At 36.7% G+C, this 20,709-nt stretch carries 25 protein-coding genes; 13 read left to right on the top strand and 12 right to left on the bottom strand.

Translation table 11 applies throughout. The features are described from left to right. Positions 1-230 precede the first annotated feature (230 nt). Together ACHUE4_RS12540 and ACHUE4_RS12535 are read right to left on the bottom strand one after the other, a co-directional pair. The gene (locus ACHUE4_RS12540) at positions 231-443 is read right to left on the bottom strand and encodes a hypothetical protein (RefSeq protein ID WP_394190531.1); all 213 of its coding nucleotides are present in this window, start codon (positions 441-443) and stop codon (positions 231-233) included. Between the two features lie 17 nt (positions 444-460). Then, entirely contained in the window at positions 461-1,051 is a 591-nt protein-coding gene (locus ACHUE4_RS12535; protein ID WP_394190537.1) for a peptidylprolyl isomerase, read from the bottom strand. Between the two features lie 286 nt (positions 1,052-1,337). On the opposite strand from ACHUE4_RS12535, the gene ACHUE4_RS12530 reads away from it, so the two are divergent. Beyond that, complete coding sequence (locus ACHUE4_RS12530; RefSeq protein ID WP_394190529.1) at positions 1,338-2,570, top strand: MFS transporter; 1,233 nt, start codon at positions 1,338-1,340, stop codon at positions 2,568-2,570. Positions 2,571-2,647: 77 nt separating this feature from the next. Continuing rightward, positions 2,648-4,501 carry a transglycosylase domain-containing protein gene (locus ACHUE4_RS12525; protein WP_394190527.1) on the top strand — a complete coding sequence of 618 codons (1,854 nt, stop codon included), beginning with the start codon at positions 2,648-2,650 and terminating at the stop codon, positions 4,499-4,501. Positions 4,502-4,570: 69 nt separating this feature from the next. On the opposite strand, the gene ACHUE4_RS12520 is transcribed toward ACHUE4_RS12525, so the two are convergent. Beyond that, positions 4,571-5,134, bottom strand: coding sequence for a YufK family protein (locus tag ACHUE4_RS12520; protein ID WP_394190525.1), 564 nt, complete (start codon positions 5,132-5,134; stop codon positions 4,571-4,573). Between the two features lie 166 nt (positions 5,135-5,300). Between ACHUE4_RS12520 and ACHUE4_RS12515 the strand changes: the two genes are divergently transcribed. The 7 genes from ACHUE4_RS12515 to mnhG are packed head-to-tail and all read left to right on the top strand — an operon-like array spanning position 5,301 to position 11,052. Beyond that, entirely contained in the window at positions 5,301-7,721 is a 2,421-nt protein-coding gene (locus ACHUE4_RS12515; protein WP_394190523.1) for a Na+/H+ antiporter subunit A, read from the top strand. Further along, complete coding sequence (locus tag ACHUE4_RS12510; protein ID WP_394190521.1) at positions 7,708-8,130, top strand: Na(+)/H(+) antiporter subunit B; 423 nt, start codon at positions 7,708-7,710, stop codon at positions 8,128-8,130. The genes ACHUE4_RS12515 and ACHUE4_RS12510 overlap by 14 nt, the downstream gene beginning before the upstream one ends. Next, entirely contained in the window at positions 8,130-8,471 is a 342-nt protein-coding gene (locus tag ACHUE4_RS12505; protein ID WP_394190519.1) for a Na(+)/H(+) antiporter subunit C, read from the top strand. The genes ACHUE4_RS12510 and ACHUE4_RS12505 overlap by 1 nt, the downstream gene beginning before the upstream one ends. Beyond that, positions 8,464-9,948, top strand: coding sequence for a Na+/H+ antiporter subunit D (locus ACHUE4_RS12500; protein ID WP_394190517.1), 1,485 nt, complete (start codon positions 8,464-8,466; stop codon positions 9,946-9,948). Before ACHUE4_RS12505 ends, ACHUE4_RS12500 begins: the two co-directional genes overlap by 8 nt. Continuing rightward, positions 9,949-10,425: a Na+/H+ antiporter subunit E gene (locus tag ACHUE4_RS12495; protein WP_394190515.1), complete on the top strand. Its 477-nt coding sequence runs from the start codon at positions 9,949-9,951 to the stop codon at positions 10,423-10,425. Continuing rightward, positions 10,425-10,709 (top strand): Na(+)/H(+) antiporter subunit F1, encoded by a 285-nt coding sequence (locus ACHUE4_RS12490; protein WP_394190513.1) that lies wholly within the window; start codon positions 10,425-10,427, stop codon positions 10,707-10,709. The genes ACHUE4_RS12495 and ACHUE4_RS12490 overlap by 1 nt, the downstream gene beginning before the upstream one ends. Next, a complete protein-coding gene (mnhG, locus tag ACHUE4_RS12485) occupies positions 10,696-11,052 on the top strand; it encodes a monovalent cation/H(+) antiporter subunit G (protein ID WP_394190535.1) in 357 nt (118 codons plus the stop codon). Before ACHUE4_RS12490 ends, mnhG begins: the two co-directional genes overlap by 14 nt. Before the next feature lie 49 nt (positions 11,053-11,101). Here the strand turns inward: mnhG and ACHUE4_RS12480 are convergent, their stop codons facing one another. Continuing rightward, complete coding sequence (locus ACHUE4_RS12480) at positions 11,102-11,332, bottom strand: hypothetical protein (protein WP_394190511.1); 231 nt, start codon at positions 11,330-11,332, stop codon at positions 11,102-11,104. A gap of 62 nt (positions 11,333-11,394) precedes the next feature. Then, positions 11,395-12,906 (bottom strand): leucyl aminopeptidase, encoded by a 1,512-nt coding sequence (locus ACHUE4_RS12475; RefSeq protein WP_394190509.1) that lies wholly within the window; start codon positions 12,904-12,906, stop codon positions 11,395-11,397. 155 nt (positions 12,907-13,061) lie between these two features. On the opposite strand from ACHUE4_RS12475, the gene ACHUE4_RS12470 reads away from it, so the two are divergent. Beyond that, complete coding sequence (locus ACHUE4_RS12470) at positions 13,062-13,538, top strand: divergent PAP2 family protein (protein WP_394190507.1); 477 nt, start codon at positions 13,062-13,064, stop codon at positions 13,536-13,538. An 855-nt stretch (positions 13,539-14,393) separates the two neighbouring features. On the opposite strand, the gene ACHUE4_RS12465 is transcribed toward ACHUE4_RS12470, so the two are convergent. The 4 genes from ACHUE4_RS12465 to ACHUE4_RS12450 form a co-directional block, all read right to left on the bottom strand. Beyond that, entirely contained in the window at positions 14,394-14,723 is a 330-nt protein-coding gene (locus tag ACHUE4_RS12465) for a YuiB family protein (protein WP_394190506.1), read from the bottom strand. Between the two features lie 182 nt (positions 14,724-14,905). Further along, entirely contained in the window at positions 14,906-15,031 is a 126-nt protein-coding gene (locus tag ACHUE4_RS12460) for a YuiA family protein (protein ID WP_394190504.1), read from the bottom strand. Positions 15,032-15,295: 264 nt separating this feature from the next. Beyond that, a complete protein-coding gene (locus ACHUE4_RS12455; RefSeq protein WP_394190502.1) occupies positions 15,296-16,510 on the bottom strand; it encodes an NAD(P)/FAD-dependent oxidoreductase in 1,215 nt (404 codons plus the stop codon). Between the two features lie 215 nt (positions 16,511-16,725). Then, positions 16,726-17,088 (bottom strand): HesB/IscA family protein, encoded by a 363-nt coding sequence (locus tag ACHUE4_RS12450; RefSeq protein WP_394190500.1) that lies wholly within the window; start codon positions 17,086-17,088, stop codon positions 16,726-16,728. A 138-nt stretch (positions 17,089-17,226) separates the two neighbouring features. Here ACHUE4_RS12450 and ACHUE4_RS12445 point away from each other — a divergent pair, with 138 nt between their 5' ends. Then, a complete protein-coding gene (locus ACHUE4_RS12445) occupies positions 17,227-17,919 on the top strand; it encodes a DUF2225 domain-containing protein (protein ID WP_394190498.1) in 693 nt (230 codons plus the stop codon). Between the two features lie 38 nt (positions 17,920-17,957). On the opposite strand, the gene ACHUE4_RS12440 is transcribed toward ACHUE4_RS12445, so the two are convergent. Beyond that, positions 17,958-18,194, bottom strand: coding sequence for a NifU family protein (locus tag ACHUE4_RS12440; RefSeq protein WP_394190496.1), 237 nt, complete (start codon positions 18,192-18,194; stop codon positions 17,958-17,960). 83 nt (positions 18,195-18,277) lie between these two features. Between ACHUE4_RS12440 and ACHUE4_RS12435 the strand changes: the two genes are divergently transcribed. Further along, the gene (locus ACHUE4_RS12435) at positions 18,278-18,604 is read left to right on the top strand and encodes a YuzD family protein (protein ID WP_394190494.1); all 327 of its coding nucleotides are present in this window, start codon (positions 18,278-18,280) and stop codon (positions 18,602-18,604) included. Between the two features lie 207 nt (positions 18,605-18,811). Here the strand turns inward: ACHUE4_RS12435 and ACHUE4_RS12430 are convergent, their stop codons facing one another. Continuing rightward, on the bottom strand, positions 18,812-18,949 hold the full coding sequence (locus ACHUE4_RS12430) for a hypothetical protein (RefSeq protein ID WP_394190492.1): 138 nt from the start codon (positions 18,947-18,949) through the stop codon (positions 18,812-18,814). 287 nt (positions 18,950-19,236) lie between these two features. Continuing rightward, the gene (locus ACHUE4_RS12425) at positions 19,237-20,304 is read right to left on the bottom strand and encodes an NAD(P)/FAD-dependent oxidoreductase (protein ID WP_394190490.1); all 1,068 of its coding nucleotides are present in this window, start codon (positions 20,302-20,304) and stop codon (positions 19,237-19,239) included. Between the two features lie 132 nt (positions 20,305-20,436). On the opposite strand from ACHUE4_RS12425, the gene ACHUE4_RS12420 reads away from it, so the two are divergent. Continuing rightward, positions 20,437-20,673: a YuzB family protein gene (locus ACHUE4_RS12420; RefSeq protein ID WP_394190488.1), complete on the top strand. Its 237-nt coding sequence runs from the start codon at positions 20,437-20,439 to the stop codon at positions 20,671-20,673. Positions 20,674-20,709 lie beyond the last annotated feature (36 nt).

The following is a 20,709-nucleotide window of genomic DNA, read 5'->3' as shown; positions in this document are numbered from 1 at the left end:
AATAAAGTCCCTTTTTTTATTTTTATGATACTCCAAACTTATAGATAGCCAAAAAACATGTCTTTTTCAGTGGCCTCAAACAGCACGCACTGAAGACCCTGGACTGAGCTTCGCGAGGGAAGCGGCTGAAGAAGTGCCCGCGGAAAGCGTCCGCCGAAATGAAAATCAACATTTTCTATGTCTAAAAACATAAATGGCCGACTCCATAACGGGGTCGGCCATTTCTATTCTCATTGATTGTTTTCTTTTTCTAGCTGACGTTCACGCAACACTCTTTCTTCTAATTCCTTCACTTGCTCTTCTTGTTTTTTAGACTTCTTCACAATCCATCTAAAAGTTAAGACACAAGCAATTGAAAAAATGATGAAGCTGATTGCTGCGGGTATATACTCTGATTTGTCTTCAGGAAAATAGAGAAACAGGATAACCATCCATGAACTCATATTTGACACTTCCTAACTTATTTTTGAAGTACTTCGATCGATTCGATCTTAATATCTTCAAGTGGCTTGTCGCTACCATTTTTTTGAACTGCAGCCATTTTATCAATAACTTCTAATCCTTCGATAACTTGTCCAAAAACTGTATGTTTGTTGTCTAACCAAGGTGTTCCACCAGTTGTAGAGTATGCTTCGATAATTTCTTCTGGGTAACCAGCTTTTTTCATTTGGCCTAACATGCTTGAATCTACACGGCTCGCCTGAACGATAAAGAATTGGCTTCCATTTGTACCAGGTCCAGCGTTAGCCATTGATAAAGCTCCACGTAGGTTGAACGCTTTATCTGAGAACTCATCTTCAAATGTAGAACCGTAAATGCTTTCGCCACCCATACCTGTACCTGTTGGATCTCCACCTTGAATCATGAAATCTTGGATGATGCGGTGGAAGATAATGCCGTCATAATAACCATTTTCTGCATGAGTGATAAAGTTTTCAACAGTTTTAGGTGCTACCTCAGGGAATAATTTTATTTTGATTGCTCCCATTGTTGTGTTCATAACTACTAACGCTTCGTTTGATGCAACTTCTTTTGATAATTGTGGATACATTTGACTCTCTCCTTTTTCTGAGGCTGATGTTTTAGTCTCTTCAACAGCTTCATTGTTTTTTTCTGCTTGATCTTCTTTCTTAGTTCCGCAACCTGATAGTATCAGAATTGCACTAAAAATGACCAATAAACCTTGTTTTTTCATTTTCGTTTCACCCTCAGATATTCTATCATATTACTTTTGTTTTTACAGTAATTAAGGCATATCACTTTATTCGGAAGCCGAAATGTTTTATAATAGTATGGGTTATGAATGCAATGTTTTTGTTTTAGAAAGAAGTGAACGTATGACCGTACAAAAAAGAAATTTCTATATAATGTTTGTTTCCAATTTTTTAGTAGCTGGCACAGCGACCATGATTATGCCTTTTTTATCCCTATATATTAACACAATGGGTGATTTTTCAGATGCTTATGTCCAAAAGTGGTCCGGCATGGTTTTTGGTATTACTTTTGTTTCTGCTTTTTTAATGTCTCCGATTTGGGGTAGAATCGCAGATAAATTCGGATATAAACCAATCCTAATTATCAATGGTTTTGGTATATCGATCAGTATTTTATTGATGGGATTTGTTGATTCTGTTGAAGCGTTTTTCTTCTTGCGTTTGTTTATGGGAATTGTAACGGGTTTCATCCCAACCTCATTGGCTTTTATCAGTTCCCAAACTCCTAAAGAAGTTGCAGGGAAAACGCTAGGTACGTTACAAATGGGGAGTGTTTCCGGAACGTTGTTTGGTCCTGTTCTAGGTGGATTACTTGCTGACTCATTCGGATTCCAATATACATTTGTTATTACCTCGGTTGTTATATCGTTAGCGGCCGTGCTTGTTATGATCGGAATTAATGAAATCCGCAAAGCGCCATCTGCTGACGCGCATGTATATACGAGAAAAACGGTATTTGCGGGTTTAATGCATCATAGATTGTTGTTACATGTCATGATTATTACTTCGTTAATTCAAATCGGGAATTTTAGTATACAACCACTATTATCTCTGTATGTTGCTGGATTAACTGACTCAACTGATGTGGCGTTTCTGGCAGGTATTACTTTTAGTGCTGCTGGAATAGGTAATCTACTATTTGCAAGATATTGGGGTAGATTAGGTGATTCAATTGGGTACGAGAAAGTATTAACCTTCCTTCTCTTACTTGCCTTTTTGTTTATCGTCCCTCAAGCGTTTGTAACTGAATTATGGCAACTGATTGGTTTACGATTGTTATTCGGAATCGCAGTCGGTGGACTGATTCCGATCACAACTGCACTTGTTAGAAGAGAATCCCCTATTGAAATTCAAGGGGAAGTAATGGGTTATAATACAAGTTTTCGCTTTTTAGGTAGTATTATTGGACCGATGTTTGGTGGAATTGTTAGTGGTTTTATCGGAATATCATCCGTATTTTTTGTTACAGGTGCCTTATTCCTTCTATCCTATATAGTTCTCATTTTGACACGCAAAATGCCAGATCAAGATTTTGAAGATGTTTTGTTAGAAGAAGAAGCACATCAACGTGCATGAGGTACAATTAGCACACTTTTCATAGAGAAAAGTGTGCTATTATTTTTGTAGGTATTTACTAGAAAGGAGGTTTCAGGATGCGAAAATTGATTGGAATAACGACAATATTATTAACCTTGCCAATCATGGTCTTTTTATATACGCAAATAGGAAGTGAAATTCATGCAGCTACTCAATTTCAAACGCAAGTAAAAAGTTCCATCCAGTTAACGGAACCTTCTTTTTCTTCTCCAGTAGTAATGAAAGACCGAAATGGCAAAATATTTTCAGAAGAATATGTTGAGTGGCGAAAACCTTTAGAATATGAGGATATTCCTTTCTTTATTCAAGAGCTTTTTATTCAAAGTGAAGATACCGATTTTTATGAACATGTCGGATATGATTTAAGCGCGATTGTTCGTGCTGTTGTGTCAAATTCTTCTGCACAACAATCACAACAAGGTGGTAGTACCATCACACAACAATTAGTTCGCATGCGTTATTTAACGGAAGAAAAAACCTATGAACGGAAAGTAACCGAACTTTTATATGCGTATGAATTAGAACAAGTTTCATCTAAAGAAAAGATTTTAGAAATGTATATGAATGAAATGTATTTTAGTAATCAAGTGTATGGAATTGGTGCAGCTGCCACGTATTATTTCCAAAAGAATTTAGTTGAGTGTACGGAAGCAGAAATGGCATTTTTAGCGGCCATTCCAAATAACCCATCGCTCTATAATCCTCTTAAGAATTTTAATGAGACGAAACTTCGTCAAGAACTTTTACTAGATGTTTTAGCTAAAAATGGGACGATAACGCAAGCACAAGCGAATGATTTCAAATCACAAAAAATTACGTTAAAAACCAAACAAAAAGTCCAACAGTATCCTTCCTACAGTACATACGTCATTAAAGAATTATCAGACTTAATTGCGGAGAAAGACGGATTTGCTGAACGCTTAGAAAAAGCACAAGATCCTGCCATGAAAGATTTGATTAAAGCAGAGTTAAAAAGTAAAGTGGATGAAATTGTATCCACTGGTGTAACGATCGAGACGAGTTTAGATCCCCTCAAGCAGCAATCGATAGATCGCAGTTTTAACAAAAAACTAGAAAATACCGAATTGCAAGCATCAGGTGCATTGATTGACAATAAAACCCGGGAAATTATTGCCCTTTATGGTGGTAAGGATTATCGTAAATTTGATTTTCACAGAGCCTATCAAGGTTACCGACAACCTGGTTCAGCGATAAAACCATTACTTGTTTACGCACCTTTTTTTGAAACAACGGAATATTCACCTGAAAGTCAAGTTAATGGAGGAAAATATTGTATTGGATCGTTTTGTCCACAAAATTATGGTGGTGCAGTTTATGGTGATGTAACGATCAAACAAGCTTTTCGATTTAGTTATAATACTCCGGCTGTTCGACTACTGGAAACCGTTGGAATCGAACAAGCTTTTGGATTTCTAAATCGATTCCAATTTAGTGAAGTCAACAGCGAAGATCATAATTTCCCGGCAGCAATTGGTGGATTTAATAACGGGGTAACTAGTTTACAAATGGCGGACGCTTATTCTAGTTTTATAAATGGACAATATCAACCTACCCGTGCAATCCGATCTGTGAAAAATAAAAATGGGGATATTTTATATGCATGGGATTCAGAAACACAAGAAATTTGGTCAGCTGAGACTATATCCTACATGAGATCTATGCTACAGGATGTTGTAGATAACGGCACTGGCATTGGAGTTCAAGGGGATTCAAGTTATATTGGAGCGAAAACTGGTACTACTAATGATTTTCATGACTTTTGGCTAGCCGGACTAACAGAAGAATATACGGCCACTGTTTGGATCGGATACGATCAACCACGTGATATGGGAGATATTGAATCTGAAAAAATTCACCATTATTTATTCTCGGAGTTAATAAAACGGTAATATCTTTTTAGACATAGCAAAGGGGTGTTCTAGAGGTCACTTTTCGTGACTCTTGGAACACCCCTGTTTTTATTCTAAGAAAGGCAAACTTGCCATTAATCCGTTGTAAAGTTTCAATAAAACATAGACAACTAATGATATAAATAGACTCCAAACCACTATTTCAAATAAAATCATCCCGACTGTACCAGACATCGTCATCGTATGACTTAACTTATAAATAACATAAATGAAATAGATAAAGGTTGTCACACCAAAGATGAGGATTAAGATCGGCAGTGATTGAATCCCGAGAACAGACGCTAAACCACCAAAAAAGTAAACTACGTATCCACCTCTAGCGTGGTGTATGGTATGACCTTCAAAATCTTTAGAGAAAAAAAGCATCGCTAATTCATGAATGGTTTCAGCAATCAATTTTAAAGCTGAAAAAACCATAAAATAGAACAAGGCGAAGACGATTAATAAAAACAATCGCAACTGTAAATCAGACAAAAATTCTCTCATACCGGAATAGACGCCGATTCCTTTAAATAAATCTAATGCTTCTGTAACGGTAAACACACCAAAAGTTAAACTAAATAAGATAATTGTGATCAGTGGTAAATAACCAAAAATATATGGATTTTTCATGAACTTCCCTCATTATCTGCGATGTTTCTTCCTATTTATCATAGCTGAGAAAATACATCGTTAGCAACCTTTCCTTTGAGTAGTCACTCATGCAATCCGCCTAAAACTACGCTATACTTGACTTTATAAACAATAAATTTAAATTTCTTAATGAAGGAGGATTAACTTGTCATTTGTACTTTTCATATTCATTCCGATGATTGCGGCTCTTTTCATACCGTTTTTGTTTAAGAAAATTAACGGAATACATACAGGCTGGTTCGCCCTTTTAGTACCGGTCTTTTTGTTTGCTGTATACACGACCTTTTTACCGGAAGTGAGTAAAGGTAAAACATTTACATCCTCTTTACCGTGGATTCCAACGCTTGATATTTCGTTTATTTCCTATATAGACGGTTTAAGCTTGTTATTCTCACTTTTGATTACTGGAATTGGTTCGTTGGTTGTGCTTTATTCTATTTTCTATTTAGATAAAACACGTGAACAATTACATAATTTCTATGTGTATTTGATGCTTTTCATGACGGCTATGCTTGGAATTGTTCAATCTGACCACCTGATTAGCTTGTACTTTTTTTGGGAACTAACATCCATTTCATCGTTCCTACTAATCGGATATTGGTATAAGCGAGATCGATCCCGATTTGGCGCACTCAAATCCATGATGATTACTGTTTTTGGTGGATTGATGATGCTTGGTGGATTTGTTTTACTTTCGATTATGGGTGATACCTATTCAATTCGAGAATTAATTGGACAGGCACCTACTCTCCTTAATCATGAGTGGTTTGTATGGTCGCTCATTTTAGTTTTACTGGGTGCATTTACTAAATCTGCACAGTTTCCATTTTATATTTGGTTACCTGATGCTATGGAAGCACCTACACCGGTTAGTGCTTACCTACATTCAGCCACTATGGTTAAAGCAGGATTATATTTAGTTGCTCGTTTTACGCCGATTTATGCAAGTTCAGAAATATGGATTTGGCTAGTTACAGGCATCGGTTTATTAACATTGTTTTGGGGTTCATTCTTTGCATTGAAACAAACAGATTTAAAAGGAATTCTTGCTTTCTCAACAGTTAGTCAGCTAGGTTTAATCATGTCATTGCTTGGTGCTGGAGCTATTTCGTTCCACACAGGTGTTGAAGAAAATGACATATTTAAATATGCTGCTTTCGCTGCAATCTTCCATTTGATTAATCATGCAACCTTCAAGGGTAGCTTGTTCATGATTGCAGGGATTGTTGACCATGAAACCGGTACGCGCGATATTAGGAAATTAGGCGGATTAATGAGCTTAATGCCGGTTACGTTTACGATTGCCATGATTGGTAGTTTATCTATGGCGGGTCTTCCCCCTTTCAATGGATTCTTAAGTAAAGAAATGTTTTTAACAGGCATGCTTTCGATTACAGAATTTGAGTTTTTTGCTTTTGAAACATGGGGTATTTTATTCCCAATCATTGCATGGATTGCGAGTGTCTTTACTTTTGTATATAGCTTCTACTTTGTTTTCCGCACCTTTACAGGAAAGCATCAACCTAACTTATTGCCTAAAACAGCACATGAAGCACCTATTGGGATGCTGATTTCACCTGCTATTTTAGGAACGCTTGTATTACTCATCTTCTTTATTCCAAATCTGATTGGTGATACCTTGGTTAAACCAGCTGTATTAGCGATTCAACCTTTTCTATATGCATCACCAAGCGATATCGAGGTTCATGTTAAAGCTTGGCATGGTCCTAATATAGAACTGTTTATGACATTAGGTATTATCATGATTGGTTTCTTGCTGTATTGGACATTGCCTAAATGGCAACATTTATATGGGAAGTTTCCATCTGGATTTACCTTAAACCGTTTCTATGATAGTTTGATGTTCTTAAGCGAAGTGGGAACTAACCGAGTATCTCGCTTTTACATGACTGGATTCATCCGTTCATACTTGGTGTATATGTTTACTGGAATTGTCTTATTAACAGTTTCGACAGTCTTTATTCAAAATGCCTTTGATGTCAGTTTTGCAACTCTTGCGCCGATTCGTTTTTATGAATTAATCATCGCATTGGTTTTAATAGCAGGTACAATTACAATTCTTTTAGCAAAATCTAGACTAACTTCTATTATTGCTTTGGGAGCAGTTGGATACTCTGTTGCCTTATTCTTTGTTGTATTTAATGCACCTGACTTAGCCTTAACACAATTAGTTATTGAAACCGTTTCTGTCGCTTTGTTTTTACTCGCTTTTTACCATTTACCAAAATTAAATCGACACGAAAATCGGATGCGTTTCCGTCTTGGGAATGCACTCGTAGCAATTGGCGTGGGTGTGACGGTAACGATTATCGCTTTATCAGCACATTCTCAAAAGCTGGTACCATCTATATCTTCTTATTATGAAGATACTGTGTATTCTGAAGCTGGTGGAGGAAACATCGTCAACGTTATACTTGTTGATTACCGTGGATTCGATACCTTATTCGAAATTGCCGTTTTAGCCATCGCTTCTCTTGGTATTATCGCTATGATTAAATTGCGTTTGACGAAAAAGAAAGAGGTGAATCGCATTGAAAACGAATGATGTTATTTTACAAACAACGACGAAACTCATATTTTTCATCATTTTCCTTTTCTCGATTCACATCTTTTTTGCAGGTCATTATACGCCTGGTGGTGGATTTGTTGGAGGATTGTTAACTGCTAGTGGTATCGTCTTATTGTTGCTAGCATTCGATTTAAAAACAGTCACTACCGCACTTCCGATTAACTACACTGTGATGACAGCAGTTGGATTACTAGTGGCAATCGCTACAGCAGCAGGATCCATTTTCTTTAACGTTCCATTTTTCACACATGCATTTGATTACTTTGAATTACCGTTATTAGGTAAACAGTCTTTACACACTGCAATGTTATTTGATACAGGTGTTTACTTAGTTGTTGTAGGTGTCACGATGACCATTATTCAATCGATTGGAGCTGATGACTAATGGAAATTATCATGAGTTTTGTTATCGGCTTTTTGTTCATGGCCGCTGTTTATTTAATGTTATCTAAAAGTTTATTACGAATTATTATTGGTACTGGCTTACTTAGTCACGGAGCCCATTTGCTTCTACTAACAATGGGTGGTTTAGATGGTGACGCACCACCTGTTGTATCACCAGGTGTTACGAATTATGCAGATCCATTACCACAAGCGCTTATTTTAACTGCGATTGTTATTAGTTTTGGTGTTACCGCCTTTTTCTTAGTATTGGCGTATCGCTCTTATCAAGAGCTTGAAACTGATAATATGAACTTAATGAGAGGAACTGAAGACTATGATTAATTTACTTTTGTTCCCCATTCTAATTCCATTTCTCTTTGCTTCCATCTTATTGTTATTTCCAAAAAATCGTTTAGCACAAAGATGGATTACGTTTGGAACCTTAATTTTGACTTTGTTTGTTACCTTTGTTTTATTATTCAAAGTAAAAGCAGATGGTATTCAAGCGATAACACTTGGTAGTTGGCCAGCACCATTTGGTATTTCAATGGTGTCAGATATGTTGTCGGTTTTACTCGTACTATCTTCCACACTCATCACACTTATTGTGGTGTGGTACAGCTTCTCATTTATTGACCGTGATCGTGAATCGTATTTTTACTACCCAGGAATTTTGTTTATGTTAACTGGTGTGAATGGAGCTTTCACCACTGGTGATATCTTTAATATGTTTGTCTTTTTCGAAGTATTGCTAATGTCTTCCTATCTATTGATAGTACTAGGTGGAGAGAAAATTCAACTTCGTGAATCCATCAAATACATATTAGTGAATGTCATTTCATCTGCATTATTTGTAGTTACAGTAGCTTACTTATATTCTGTCATTGGAACGCTAAACATGGCTGATATATCTGTGAAAATTGCACAAGTAAACCAACCCGGTATTATCACTGTTATTGCAGTATTGTTTTTGATGGTGTTTGGACTAAAAGGAGCAATATTCCCTCTTTATTTCTGGTTACCGAGTTCTTACGCCGCTCCACCTATCCCAGTTCTAGCATTATTCGGAGCGTTGCTAACCAAAGTTGGAGTTTACGCAATCATGCGTACGTATACATTGTTCTTTACGCTTGATCAGGCATTTACTCATGAACTATTGATGATACTTGCCATATTAACGATCGTTGCAGGAAGTATTGGTGCACTAGCTTATTTTGATGTTAAAAAAATCATTATTTACAACATCATTATCGCCGTTGGGGTTATCTTATTTGGTGCTTCACAAATGAATGAACCAGCTTTAATGGGATCTGTGTTTTACTTAATTCACGATATCTTAATCAAAGGCGCACTTTTCCTATTGATTGGTATCATCATTGCCATTACAGGCACTTCTGATTTACGTAAAATGGGTGGATTGATTAAGACATACCCAACTTTAGGATGGACCTATTTAATCGCTGCATTTGGTTTAGCTGGAATTCCTCCACTAAGTGGGTTTGTCGGGAAGTTATTAATTGTTCAAGGTGGATTTGAAGCAGATAATTTATGGGGTAGCATATTCATATTAGCTTCGAGTTTGGTTGTATTGCTATCCGTCATTCGTATATTCATTTATGCATTTTGGGGAGAACCAGTTAAAGTTCAGATGCTATCTTCTAGTGTGTACCGTGGATTATTCATTCCAGCGGTTGTATTAGTTGGAATTAGCGTATTGTATGGAGTTGGCTCTGAGTGGCTTGTACCCTATATGAGTGACGCTTCAAATGTAATGCTCGATCCATCTATTTATATTAAAGCCGTTTTAGGAGGTGCTTAAATGGCCTTTCAAATGATGATTAATTTTTTAATCGCATTTCTATGGATGTTTTTGACTGTGTCTTTTAATGCATCTACATTCATTGTTGGATTTTTACTTGGCGCTTTAATGTTATGGATAACGAAAGGCTTTTTCCCAGGTCGATTTTATATGCACCGAGTATGGGCAGTCATCTGTTTAATAGGATTATTCTTTAAAGAATTAATCAGTGCAAATATTCAAGTTCTTCTTTTAATCGTTCAACCTAAAATGCCAATAAAGCCAGCTATTTTTGCTTTACCGATTGTATTAGAGAAGGATTGGGAGATTACCTTATTATCTAGTTTAATCACATTAACACCTGGAACCCTTGTGATAGATGTATCGGAAGATTCTAAAACGCTTTATATCCATGCTCTCAATTATGGCGATGCTGACGAAGCGATTGACTCGATCAAAAATACATTTGAGAAAGCCATTCAGGAGGTGAGCAGATAATGATGTTCTTTTATTGGGGTGTGGTTATATTAATAAGTCTCTCCATGTTGGCGTTTATTTTTCGGCTTATTAAAGGACCATCAGTACCAGATCGTGTGGTTGCACTCGATTCACTAGGTGTAGCTCTTATCTGTATGATTGGCATGATTTCAATTTTAGCGGGAACTAGCTTTTTCTTAGAAATTATTTTATTGTTAGCCATATTAGCGTTCATCGGAACGGTTGCATTCTCTAAGTTTCTAGAGAAGGGAGAGATTATTCAACGTGACAATGATATTAGCTAATATTTTAATCATTTCAACAATCGTATTTGGTGTCATTTTTATATTAGTGACTGCCATTGGTTTAATTCGATTACCAGATGTATACTCCCGAACTCACGCTGCATCTAAAAGTGCAACTCTCGGAGTCATGTTTATTTTGTTAGGGGTGTTCTTCCACTTTTGGTTCATCGAAGGCCATGTAAATACGCGAATTCTTTTAGGCATAGTCTTCTTGTTTATAACAGGTCCTGTAGGAGGTCATGTTATTGGTAGATCTGCTTATTTAACAGGCGTTAAAATGTGGGAAGGTTCAGTGAAAGATGAACTCGCTCCGGTACTTGACGAAAGAAGAAAAAAACAATAGTAAAAGGCAACAGCTAATCCTTTAAGGGAATAAGCTGTTGCCTTTTTAATTAATAACCACGGTACGGATACCCTCCATAATAGGGGGGGTAATAGTATGGTGGATACTGCGGATAATATTGATAAGGGTAAGGTCGGTATTGCGGATATAAAGTAGAACCTAACAAACTACCAGCAAGTCCTCCCAAGAAAGGTCCCCCAAAAAAGCCGAGACCTCCTCCACCAAATCCGCGTCCAAATCCTCTCCCTCTACCATAGTAGGGACGATAACGATTCACCAAATGTCTCTCCTCCTCTCCTTCCTATCGTATGAATTCAAGGATGAGAGACACAGGGTTAATGCCTACTCGGTTACTTCTTCACTCATTCGTTCAATTAATGTCGCTAAGGTACGTACCATCGCACCAGTACCACCTTTAGGACCTAAATCATGAGCAGAGGATGCATCAGATGTTCCAGCGATGTCTAAATGAATCCATGGTGTATTTTCAACGAATTCGCCAACAAAACCACCGCCAAATATCATATGTCCATCACGACCTGGCGAATTATTTAAGTCAGCAACATCACTTTTACGAATTCTCTTTTTGTCATTCTCCGTTAAAGGAAGGCGCCATACAAATTCGCCTGTTTCAACAGAAGCTTCCATAAATGTTTCGAAGAAAGCTTCATCATTTGTTAACGCACCAGTTTTATCTTTACCAAGAGCAACGATTACCCCACCAGTTAGCGTTGCAACATCGACAATGTAATTAGCTCCCTGCTGTTTTGCATACGTTACGGAGTCAGCTAAAACAAGTCTGCCCTCAGCATCTGTGTTTAAAATTTCAATGGTTTTCCCACTCAAAGAAGTGATAACATCATCAGGTTTAAATGCATTTCCAGAAATCATATTATCCGTAGAAGCAATTACCGCTATAACATTTTTATTAGGTTGCGTCTCTCCTATAATACGCATCGCGCCTAAAACAGCCGCTGCTCCACCCATATCCACTTTCATACCTACCAAGCCATCTTTTGGCTTAATCGAGTAACCTCCGGTGTCATACGTGATTCCTTTACCGACTAAACCGACAACATCTGTCCATTCATCATTCCCTTGATATTTTAATACCATTAGGCGTGGTTCTTCCGTAGAGCCTTGGTTTACTGCTAAAATAGCTCCCATTCCTAACTCTTCCATTTCAGCTTTTCCTAATTCTTCATATTCAAAGTCATACTTTTCGGCAAGTTCTTTCGCATATTCTGCCATTTTTGTAGCAGTTAATAGATTTGAAGGCATATTGACTAAAGTTCGTGCTTCATTTACTGCTTCTGCGTAAATCATTCCTACTTCAAAATATGCCACAATTTCTTGTGAATCTGCATTTGTCATCATTTCAACATAATCTAAATAATGGTCTACTTCATTAGATGATGTTTTATATCCCTGAACTTTATAAATCCCCATACCAATACCTTCAGATGCTAAGTAGGCTGCATCTTCAATAAGGATTTCGTCTTCAGCTGTAAATGAATCTAACCAAATCGTTACATTTGAAGTTTTTGTTGATACTAGTTCTTTTCCTACTAAACCAAAGATGTCTCTTAATTCATCTTGTTTCAATGTTTTTCGGTCACCTAAACCTACAAAGAAAATACGTTGAAGTTTTCCCTCATTCAGTGAAGGTAATTTCGTTATCTTTTTACGATCACTTGATATATCCCCAGATTTCAACCATTTTTCTAATGAAGACCCATAAAACGAATTAAAATCTGACCATCCTTGTGTATTTTCTGGATGCTTAAAAGTTCCTACAATTAAAACGTCACTTTGAATTTCATTGAAGTTAACTTCTGCTACTTGAACTTTCATTCTGAACCCCTCCATTTATATACTCTCGATTTCTATTATATATGAATATGTTCCGAATTTCGAATTATCTGAAGTCCCTTCCCATGAAAGGTTTCACCTATTAATCTATGTTATAATTAAAGAACAAAACCTCAACTAGAAAGGGTGGAATTTAAATGGATATTCTTACAAATACTCCACTCCTAGCTGCATTATTCGGTATTATTTTTGCTCAATTTGTTAAAATACCTATCGGCTATTTGATTACTGGAAAAGTGGACTGGAAACTATTCACTTCTACCGGCGGTATGCCTAGTTCCCATTCTGCGGCTGTTACTGCTTTAACAACAGCTATAGCCTTTGAAACAGGTCTTGGCTCTCCTCTATTTGCTGTGTCTGCTATTTTTGCGATTATCGTGATGTTTGATGCAACGGGTGTCCGTTTTCAAGCCGGACAACAAGCCATCATTATTAATCAAATGCGTACCGACTTTCAAACTTTTGTGAGCCAATCAAAAGGATGGACACAAAAGAAAGATATTGAAAAAATTGAAGAACTTAAGACTTTATTGGGACATAAACCAAGTGAAGTATTTATGGGAGCGTTAACAGGCATAGTAATCTCCATTTTAATTTATGCCTTCATCTTATAAATCCAGTTGAAAAAGCCATGTAAACTCATTTGAGATTACATGGCTTTTGACTTTAAACAAATAGCACCATAACATCTGACTTCCTGATAAATAATAAAGGTGGTTGGTTATTTCTTTCGCTTTCCGCGGACGAAACGCAAGCCTCCTCGGCTAAGCTGTCAAAGCCAGCTTAGCCTGTGGGGTCTAGCGTATTTCGTTTTTCCGCAGGAGTCTACAGAAATAACCAACCACTTTTCTACTAAAATAGCTTCCAAATGTATGTCAACCGCACTGTACAAAGATTGTTTAAGTAACTATATATTTGATATTTCACCTATCTCATTTTCTTTTAAAGAGCTAGACATGATAGCTTCTACACTTGAAGGAATTATTGATACAGTTGTTTTTAGGTGTGTATTATCGTCTTTGGAAGTTATATTCTCCATTGCTACAGTAGTGAGTAATAGAATTAATGTATATCCTAATACGAATAAAAATCTATTTTCTCCATATTTATCAGGTACTGATTGGAATGGAGACGGGACTCCGGCGGAATCAGCAAGAACTGAAGTTACATTGTTTATACAGATTGCGTGATGCTTGGAGTGTAGGCGCGAGACTCCTGCGGGAACAGCGCGAGCTGATGACCCTGCAGCGAGCGGAGCGAGTGAAGCGGCAGAAGCCGTGCCCGCGGAAAGCGAGCGCCGAAACGTAAAGCAATAGGCTTATACCATCGTGCTATCTATATTTTCATGAAAAATAAATAAGAAAACGATTGACTAATGGTAAGAAAGCGTCCGTCGCAATGGAAATCAACTTTCTGTTTTTATGCAGTCAAAAACCATGTAAACTCAATCGAGTTACATGGCTTTTCATTTAAAACATTTGATATCCATTTTTACGAAGAAGCTTAATAACGATACCCGCAATGATTGCGCCAATTAAACCACTCGTTAAGATCGTAATATCTGCAAAGTGTAAAGATAACAACTTATCTCCAAGAGCTTGGAAAGCCATTACTGGTTGAGTGAAGTATTCAAAGAAGTCAACCTCATCTATTATCAAGATTACAACAATCGGATAAACAATCGCCATTAACCAGGTCATGCGTAAAAGCATGTTTAATAAGAAACCAATCCCAAAGAACATAACTAAAAATATTAATACGGATAACATCATTGTGACAAGTGTAAAATTACCATCCATTCTATTTTTCCCTCCATGCTTCCTTTTCTCAGTTTACATGATTGGGAATTTCCTTTCAATCTCCTAGCTCTATGTTCAATGCTCTGTAACAATTGGCGATCCGAATTCTTCTATATTTCTTTATTTCCACATATAAAGACCCTTTTCGACAAATTCACGAAAAGGGTCTTTATGATGTTATTTTATTTTCTTCCTGATCCCGAACAACACGTACATGTTTCTGATCCACCAAGACGCAATTGGAAATATCCTTCACCTTTGCAATATGGGCATTGATTGGGTTGACCACTTTTTTTATTTGATTTCATACTTACATCTCCCTTTATTTCTTAATATTCTGATAATATAGCATGGGTCTGAATGGTTGTAAACAAATAAAAGAGAAATGTAAACGAATACATTTACCTTATTCTTATTTTATCTCCTTTTTACTCGTTTATTCTCACTTTCTTAAATATATTTTTCACGTACTTTGATTTTATACGTTGCGTTCTTGGTAGCATTCCTATAAATCATTGCAGAAATCAAAAAAAGCTCCCATCAGAAATTCTGATGGAAGCTTTTCAATCATTTTATAGTACGTTAAATTTACCTTTTTTCACAACTAATGAAGGGCCACCTAACATATAAAGAGCACGGTTATCGACCATTTTCTTCATAAATGAAGCTTTAGCACCTGTCACTTTTTTACCGAAAACAACACCAATTGCATCGTCTTCTCCAAGTGAACATACGCTACCTTTTAAGTCAGGAACAAATGTCTCTGTTTCTTCACCATTAATAAGAGCAATAAGGTTTTTTGCAACAGTAACACCTTGTTGCATTGCAATTTGTGCTGTTGGAGGATATGGACGATTCACTTCTTCGTTAATTAATAACGCACAGTCACCAACGATAAATACATCATTGTGACCAGGAGCTCTCATATCTTTTTCAACTTTAACGCGTGCACGCATATTTTCAATACCAGTTTGCTCGATTAAACGGTTTCCGCGTACTCCGGCTGCCCAAACGACAGTTCCAGCTTTAACGAAATCAAATTCTTCTTCACCTTTTTTAATCTTAACGCCTTCAGGAGTTGCTTCTACAACTGGTGTTCCAATTGAGAATTCGATTCCTTTAGCTTGAAGATGACCAACTGCATATTCAACCAATTCAGGATCAAATCCTGGTAATACCATTGGTGCTGCTTCTACGCATAGTACGCGTACTTTTTCTTGTGGCACATCAAATTCTTTGCAAAGCTCAGGGACACGGTTACCTAATTCACCTAAGAATTCAATACCTGTGAAACCAGCTCCACCAACAACAATCGTTAAACGACTATCGTCTTTAACTTCTTCCATCGACCATGTAGCAAATTGATATTCAATATGCTCGCGAATTTGACGAGCAGCTTTAACATTTGCAATTGATAATGCATATTTATCCAAACCAGGAATTCCGAAAGTTTCGCCTTCGAATCCAAGACCGATGACTAAATAGTCATACGTAAATACACCGTTATTCGTTGTCACTTGCTTACCAGCGATATCAATGCCTTCAACTGAAGCTTTAATAAACTTCACTTTGTCTGCTTTAATAACATCAGCAATATCATAACGAACTTGATCCGGACGTAATGTTCCAGCAGAAGCTTCATGTAACCATGTTGACTCATAATGATAATCATTTTGGTTAATCAAAGTAATATCTGCAACATCGACACCAATCATTTTTTGTAGATTGACTACAGTTGATAATCCGCCGTATCCGGCGCCTAATACTAAAATTGTCGGTCTTTTCACGAAGATCGAAACCACCTTTGAATAGTTTTATATACACAACTTAAGTCAAACAAAAAAGAAGTATTTACATACTTCATTGTTGACTAGAGTCGATTTGTCCATTTTTCGACAAACGTACTATCTCTATGATAGTCCTTTTGAGTATGGTTTTCAATAGAATGTTGTCAAGTGTAAAAGGTTTGAATTTTTCAGAAAAAGACAAAGATTTTATAGTCCTAGCAATTTTCAGGTGTTCCCTCTTTAGTAGCGGTTTTAAATGAAGATCCACATCCACATGATGCAATGGCATTTGGGTTCTCAATCGTAAAACCACCGCCCATTAATGATTGCTTATAATCAATAACTGTTCCATTTAATATTGGAGCATCTTCTTTTGAGACAAGAATTTCTAAACCGTGTTGTTCTAAAATCGTATCGTCATCTTGCTTCTTTTTGTCAAAAGCCATTCCATATGACAAACCGCTGCATCCGCCACCATTTACTGAAACACGTAAAAAAGCGCCTTCTTCTTGGTTATGTTTCATCATTTCTTTCACTTGGTAAGCAGCTGACTCTGATAATTCTACTAATTGTGTCATACGTACCACCTTCCTTCTTATTCTTATCATATCAAGTATGGGGCACTTCATTCAAGAACAACAACTTCGTCATTTCAAACAAATCTTACCTTTTTTCGGTATAATAAAGATATTAGGTTTTAGAAATGAGGAATATGCATGGAACTCACTCCACACTACCAGAAAGAAATAGAGTGTTTGCATTGTAAAAAGAAATTTAAAACAACTAAATTACGTTCTAAATTTGTGAAAGTTGAAAAACAGGAAAGTGATTTTCAACCTGTTTATTTAAATAATGAAGCGAATCCCTTGTTTTATAATGTGTTTGTTTGTGAACATTGTGGGTTTTCATTTACTGAGGATTTCACAAAATATTTCGCACCCGGTGTCAAAGAAGAAATTCAAGAGAAAATTTCTACAAACTGGACACCACATTCTTTTGGCGACGAAAGAACCATTGATCAAGCGATTTCAGCTTATAAATTAGCTTATTTAAGTGGTACTGTAAAAAAAGAAAAGGCAGTAGCTATTGCTGGACTTGCTTTAAGAACAGCTTGGCTTTACAGAATCAACAAAAACCATGAACAAGAATTGCGTTTCATATCAATTGCACGGAATCTATATAGTGATTCCTATTCCAGCGAAGATTATGCAGGAACTCAAATGTCTGAACTACGAATTATTTATATGATTGCTGAATTATCACGTCGTTTGGGCGATCGAGAACAAGCAACTCGCTTTTTCTCAAGAGCGATTGAAAAGCAAAGTTCTACTGTAGAGCCAAAATTGATTGAAATGGCTAAAGAACAATGGCAATTGATGCGTGGAGAAAAAGAAAAAGGAGCCCAATAGAGGCTCCTTTCTGTACATAGTCTAGCGACACTTTTGTTTTAAAATACTTGTTCTACTTCAACGACACCTGGAACTTCTTCCAATAATGCACGTTCAATACCTGCTTTTAATGTAATTGTAGAACTTGGGCAGCTTCCGCATGCACCTAGAAGACGAAGTTTCACAATGCCTTCCTCAATATCAACAAGCTCACAATCTCCTCCATCGCGGAGTAAGAATGGGCGTAATTTATCTAGTACTTCTTGAACTTGTTCTGTCATCATTGTATCAGTCATATCTTTCGACTCCTTTCCTTATAATCATTATAATGTGAAGAGAAGAAAAAATCCATTAGTTAATCCAAAGGAGCTTAAACAGAATGGACAAAAAATCTGTTTCAATCGATATTTACGGTGCTGATATCATTTGTGCGAGCTGTGTGAATGCACCGACAGCCAAAGATACTCATGAATGGCTACAAGCTGCTATAAGCCGAAAATACCCTTCTCATTCTGTTTCATTCACGTATATCGATATTGAGAAACCAATTGAAGACGAACGTCACCAAGCAATAGCGAATCGCATATTAGAGGACGAGTTTTTTTATCCACTTGTTATGATCGAGGGTGAAGTTGTTGGAGAAGGATATATTCAGTTGCAGCCGGTATTTCAGGAATTAGAAAAACACGGATTTACAAACGAATAAAAATGAAAAATCCGAGAAGTATATGATTAACTTCTCGGTTTATTTTATCCATTATACTAATTGTAAATGCATATAAATTCATTATTTCACCTAAAATTAATTTACTGAAATGAAGGATTAAGATTTCATAAAATAAAGGAGGCGTGGTGTACAATTCACCTCACCTCCTTATCAACACAATTACTATAGTGTAGTGCAACCACTGCATCAGCTACCTATATCGTTCGACCCACTGTCTTCCAACAATGCATCCTCAACTTCCAATTCATTCGCTTCATTATCTTCTGCACAGCCACTTAAAAGTAATACTGCCGCCAATGGTAAAGCTATATATTTTCCCTTCATTATTGTACCTCCTTTCATTTGTCATAGTTATTTCCCGCAAACGATTTAGTATGTACATAATCTTGCCAAGAAACTTCATATAGCTTTTTGAAGCTGACCACATCCAACATTTATATAAATATTTATTAAAGAATAAAAAAAGACGCTACCGAGCAGATAAATATCCACTTCGGTAACCTCTTTAAAATGAAAATATAGCACATCGTGTGCGAGTGTTGAGCGACTTCAACCAATACTCGCATTCATAACTTCAAAACAAGTTTTTATATCAATGTTTCTAATATACATTAGCCATTATGCCACTTGTACATCCATAACACACCTGATTTTAATAAACGAGCAATTCGCCCTGTCACTGTTCGATCTGCTAGGTATGCAAAGCCTTGTTTCTTTCCTAATGAGCCTAGGAAACCTTTAAGTTTAATTTCAGGCATCGTTTCAGGCAACTCTTTGCCCTTCCAACGAGCTTGCAAAACTTGAACAATTTGTTCGGCCTGCTCTTCAGCAACTTGAGCACTTGGAGCGTATGGCAATGCAGCACAATCTCCAACTACATAAACATTTTCATCATTTGGAAGGTTGTGATACTGAGTGATCACTACACGACCAATAGAGTCTGTTTCGGTTTCTAAATCACGTACTGGCGCCACAGGTTGAATACCAGCAGTCCATACAACTGCGTCAACTTCGATTGTTTCTTCATGATTATATAAAATCTTAGGTTCTACTTTAGTAATATTTGAGTTACTAACAACATCTACATTATGAGTGTCAAACCACTTCTTAACAAAATTACTTAATCGTTCAGGGAAATCACGTAAAATACGTGGACTTCTATCAAATAATTTTATCGCAAGATCTGGTCGAGATTCTCGCAATTCGCTGGCAAGTTCAATACCACTCAGACCTGCTCCGACGATACCAACAACGGATCCAGAAGGTAAACCACAAAGTTCGTTATACGTTTCTCGTGATTTACGAATGGTTTGAATACTATACGTAAATTCATCTGCGCCAGGAACGCCATGATATTTATCTTCGCAACCCAGGCCAATAACTAGATCATCATATGGCACTTGAGTATCGTCAGCCAAGACGATTATTTTTTCTTCTCGATTAATATCTACGATTTCACCAAATACTGTTTTAAGTCGTTCGTGTTCAGGATAAGCAACTCTTACTTCTTGGTCAGAAACCGTTCCTGCAGCTAACGCATAAAATTCAGTTTTTAAACTGTGAAATGGTGTGCGATCGATTAATGTGATTTGAATGTCATCTGGTAAATTGTTAGGTAGCAAACGGAGTAACACACGCATGTTACCGTAGCCGCCTCCTAATAAGACTAAATTTTTCATTTAAAAAACTCCCTTTACTCACTGCTTTCAATACAGTTAGTATAAATGATTGTGATAAGTTTCACAATAACGCACAGTGTTTGACGGATGAAAAAAAAAAGAGTAGCATGTCCATGTAGCGAGGTGACAATGATGAATCCAATGGTTGAATTTTGTGTAAGTAATTTAGCTAATGGTTCTCAAAAAACATTTGAAGAGCTTGAACGTGATCCAAACCTAGACGTGTTGGAATATGGATGTTTAAGTTATTGTACGAAATGTGCAGAATCTTTTTTTGCAGTGGTTAACGGCGATTTAGTGGAAGCTGAATCTCCAGATGAACTAACAAAAAAGATTTATGAATATATAGATGAGAACCCATTATTTTAATTACCCAACGAGAAGACTTTTTAAAAGGTCTTCTCG

The sequence above is a fragment of the Paenisporosarcina quisquiliarum genome, assembly GCF_043641925.1.
In the GTDB taxonomy this organism is placed as follows: Bacteria; Bacillota; Bacilli; order Bacillales_A; family Planococcaceae; genus Paenisporosarcina; species Paenisporosarcina quisquiliarum_A.
Note: the sequence above shows the minus strand (reverse complement) of the source record. Positions and strands in the feature narration are given on the sequence as shown.

Bases quoted from the DNA above. Each gene is read 5' to 3' on its own strand.
- ACHUE4_RS12540 (WP_394190531.1), bottom strand. From the start codon at position 443: ATGAGTTCATGGATGGTTATCCTGTTTCTCTATTTTCCTGAAGACAAA.
- ACHUE4_RS12535 (WP_394190537.1), bottom strand. From the start codon at position 1,051: ATGTATCCACAATTATCAAAAGAAGTTGCATCAAACGAAGCGTTAGTA.
- ACHUE4_RS12530 (WP_394190529.1), top strand. From the start codon at position 1,338: ATGACCGTACAAAAAAGAAATTTCTATATAATGTTTGTTTCCAATTTT.
- ACHUE4_RS12525 (WP_394190527.1), top strand. From the start codon at position 2,648: ATGCGAAAATTGATTGGAATAACGACAATATTATTAACCTTGCCAATC.
- ACHUE4_RS12520 (WP_394190525.1), bottom strand. From the start codon at position 5,134: ATGAAAAATCCATATATTTTTGGTTATTTACCACTGATCACAATTATC.
- ACHUE4_RS12505 (WP_394190519.1), top strand. From the start codon at position 8,130: ATGGAAATTATCATGAGTTTTGTTATCGGCTTTTTGTTCATGGCCGCT.
- ACHUE4_RS12500 (WP_394190517.1), top strand. From the start codon at position 8,464: ATGATTAATTTACTTTTGTTCCCCATTCTAATTCCATTTCTCTTTGCT.
- ACHUE4_RS12495 (WP_394190515.1), top strand. From the start codon at position 9,949: ATGGCCTTTCAAATGATGATTAATTTTTTAATCGCATTTCTATGGATG.
- ACHUE4_RS12490 (WP_394190513.1), top strand. From the start codon at position 10,425: ATGATGTTCTTTTATTGGGGTGTGGTTATATTAATAAGTCTCTCCATG.
- mnhG (WP_394190535.1), top strand. From the start codon at position 10,696: ATGATATTAGCTAATATTTTAATCATTTCAACAATCGTATTTGGTGTC.
- ACHUE4_RS12475 (WP_394190509.1), bottom strand. From the start codon at position 12,906: ATGAAAGTTCAAGTAGCAGAAGTTAACTTCAATGAAATTCAAAGTGAC.
- ACHUE4_RS12470 (WP_394190507.1), top strand. From the start codon at position 13,062: ATGGATATTCTTACAAATACTCCACTCCTAGCTGCATTATTCGGTATT.
- ACHUE4_RS12465 (WP_394190506.1), bottom strand. From the start codon at position 14,723: ATGGATGGTAATTTTACACTTGTCACAATGATGTTATCCGTATTAATA.
- ACHUE4_RS12460 (WP_394190504.1), bottom strand. From the start codon at position 15,031: ATGAAATCAAATAAAAAAAGTGGTCAACCCAATCAATGCCCATATTGC.
- ACHUE4_RS12450 (WP_394190500.1), bottom strand. From the start codon at position 17,088: ATGACACAATTAGTAGAATTATCAGAGTCAGCTGCTTACCAAGTGAAA.
- ACHUE4_RS12445 (WP_394190498.1), top strand. From the start codon at position 17,227: ATGGAACTCACTCCACACTACCAGAAAGAAATAGAGTGTTTGCATTGT.
- ACHUE4_RS12440 (WP_394190496.1), bottom strand. From the start codon at position 18,194: ATGACTGATACAATGATGACAGAACAAGTTCAAGAAGTACTAGATAAA.
- ACHUE4_RS12435 (WP_394190494.1), top strand. From the start codon at position 18,278: ATGGACAAAAAATCTGTTTCAATCGATATTTACGGTGCTGATATCATT.
- ACHUE4_RS12430 (WP_394190492.1), bottom strand. From the start codon at position 18,949: ATGAAGGGAAAATATATAGCTTTACCATTGGCGGCAGTATTACTTTTA.
- ACHUE4_RS12425 (WP_394190490.1), bottom strand. From the start codon at position 20,304: ATGAAAAATTTAGTCTTATTAGGAGGCGGCTACGGTAACATGCGTGTG.
- ACHUE4_RS12420 (WP_394190488.1), top strand. From the start codon at position 20,437: ATGAATCCAATGGTTGAATTTTGTGTAAGTAATTTAGCTAATGGTTCT.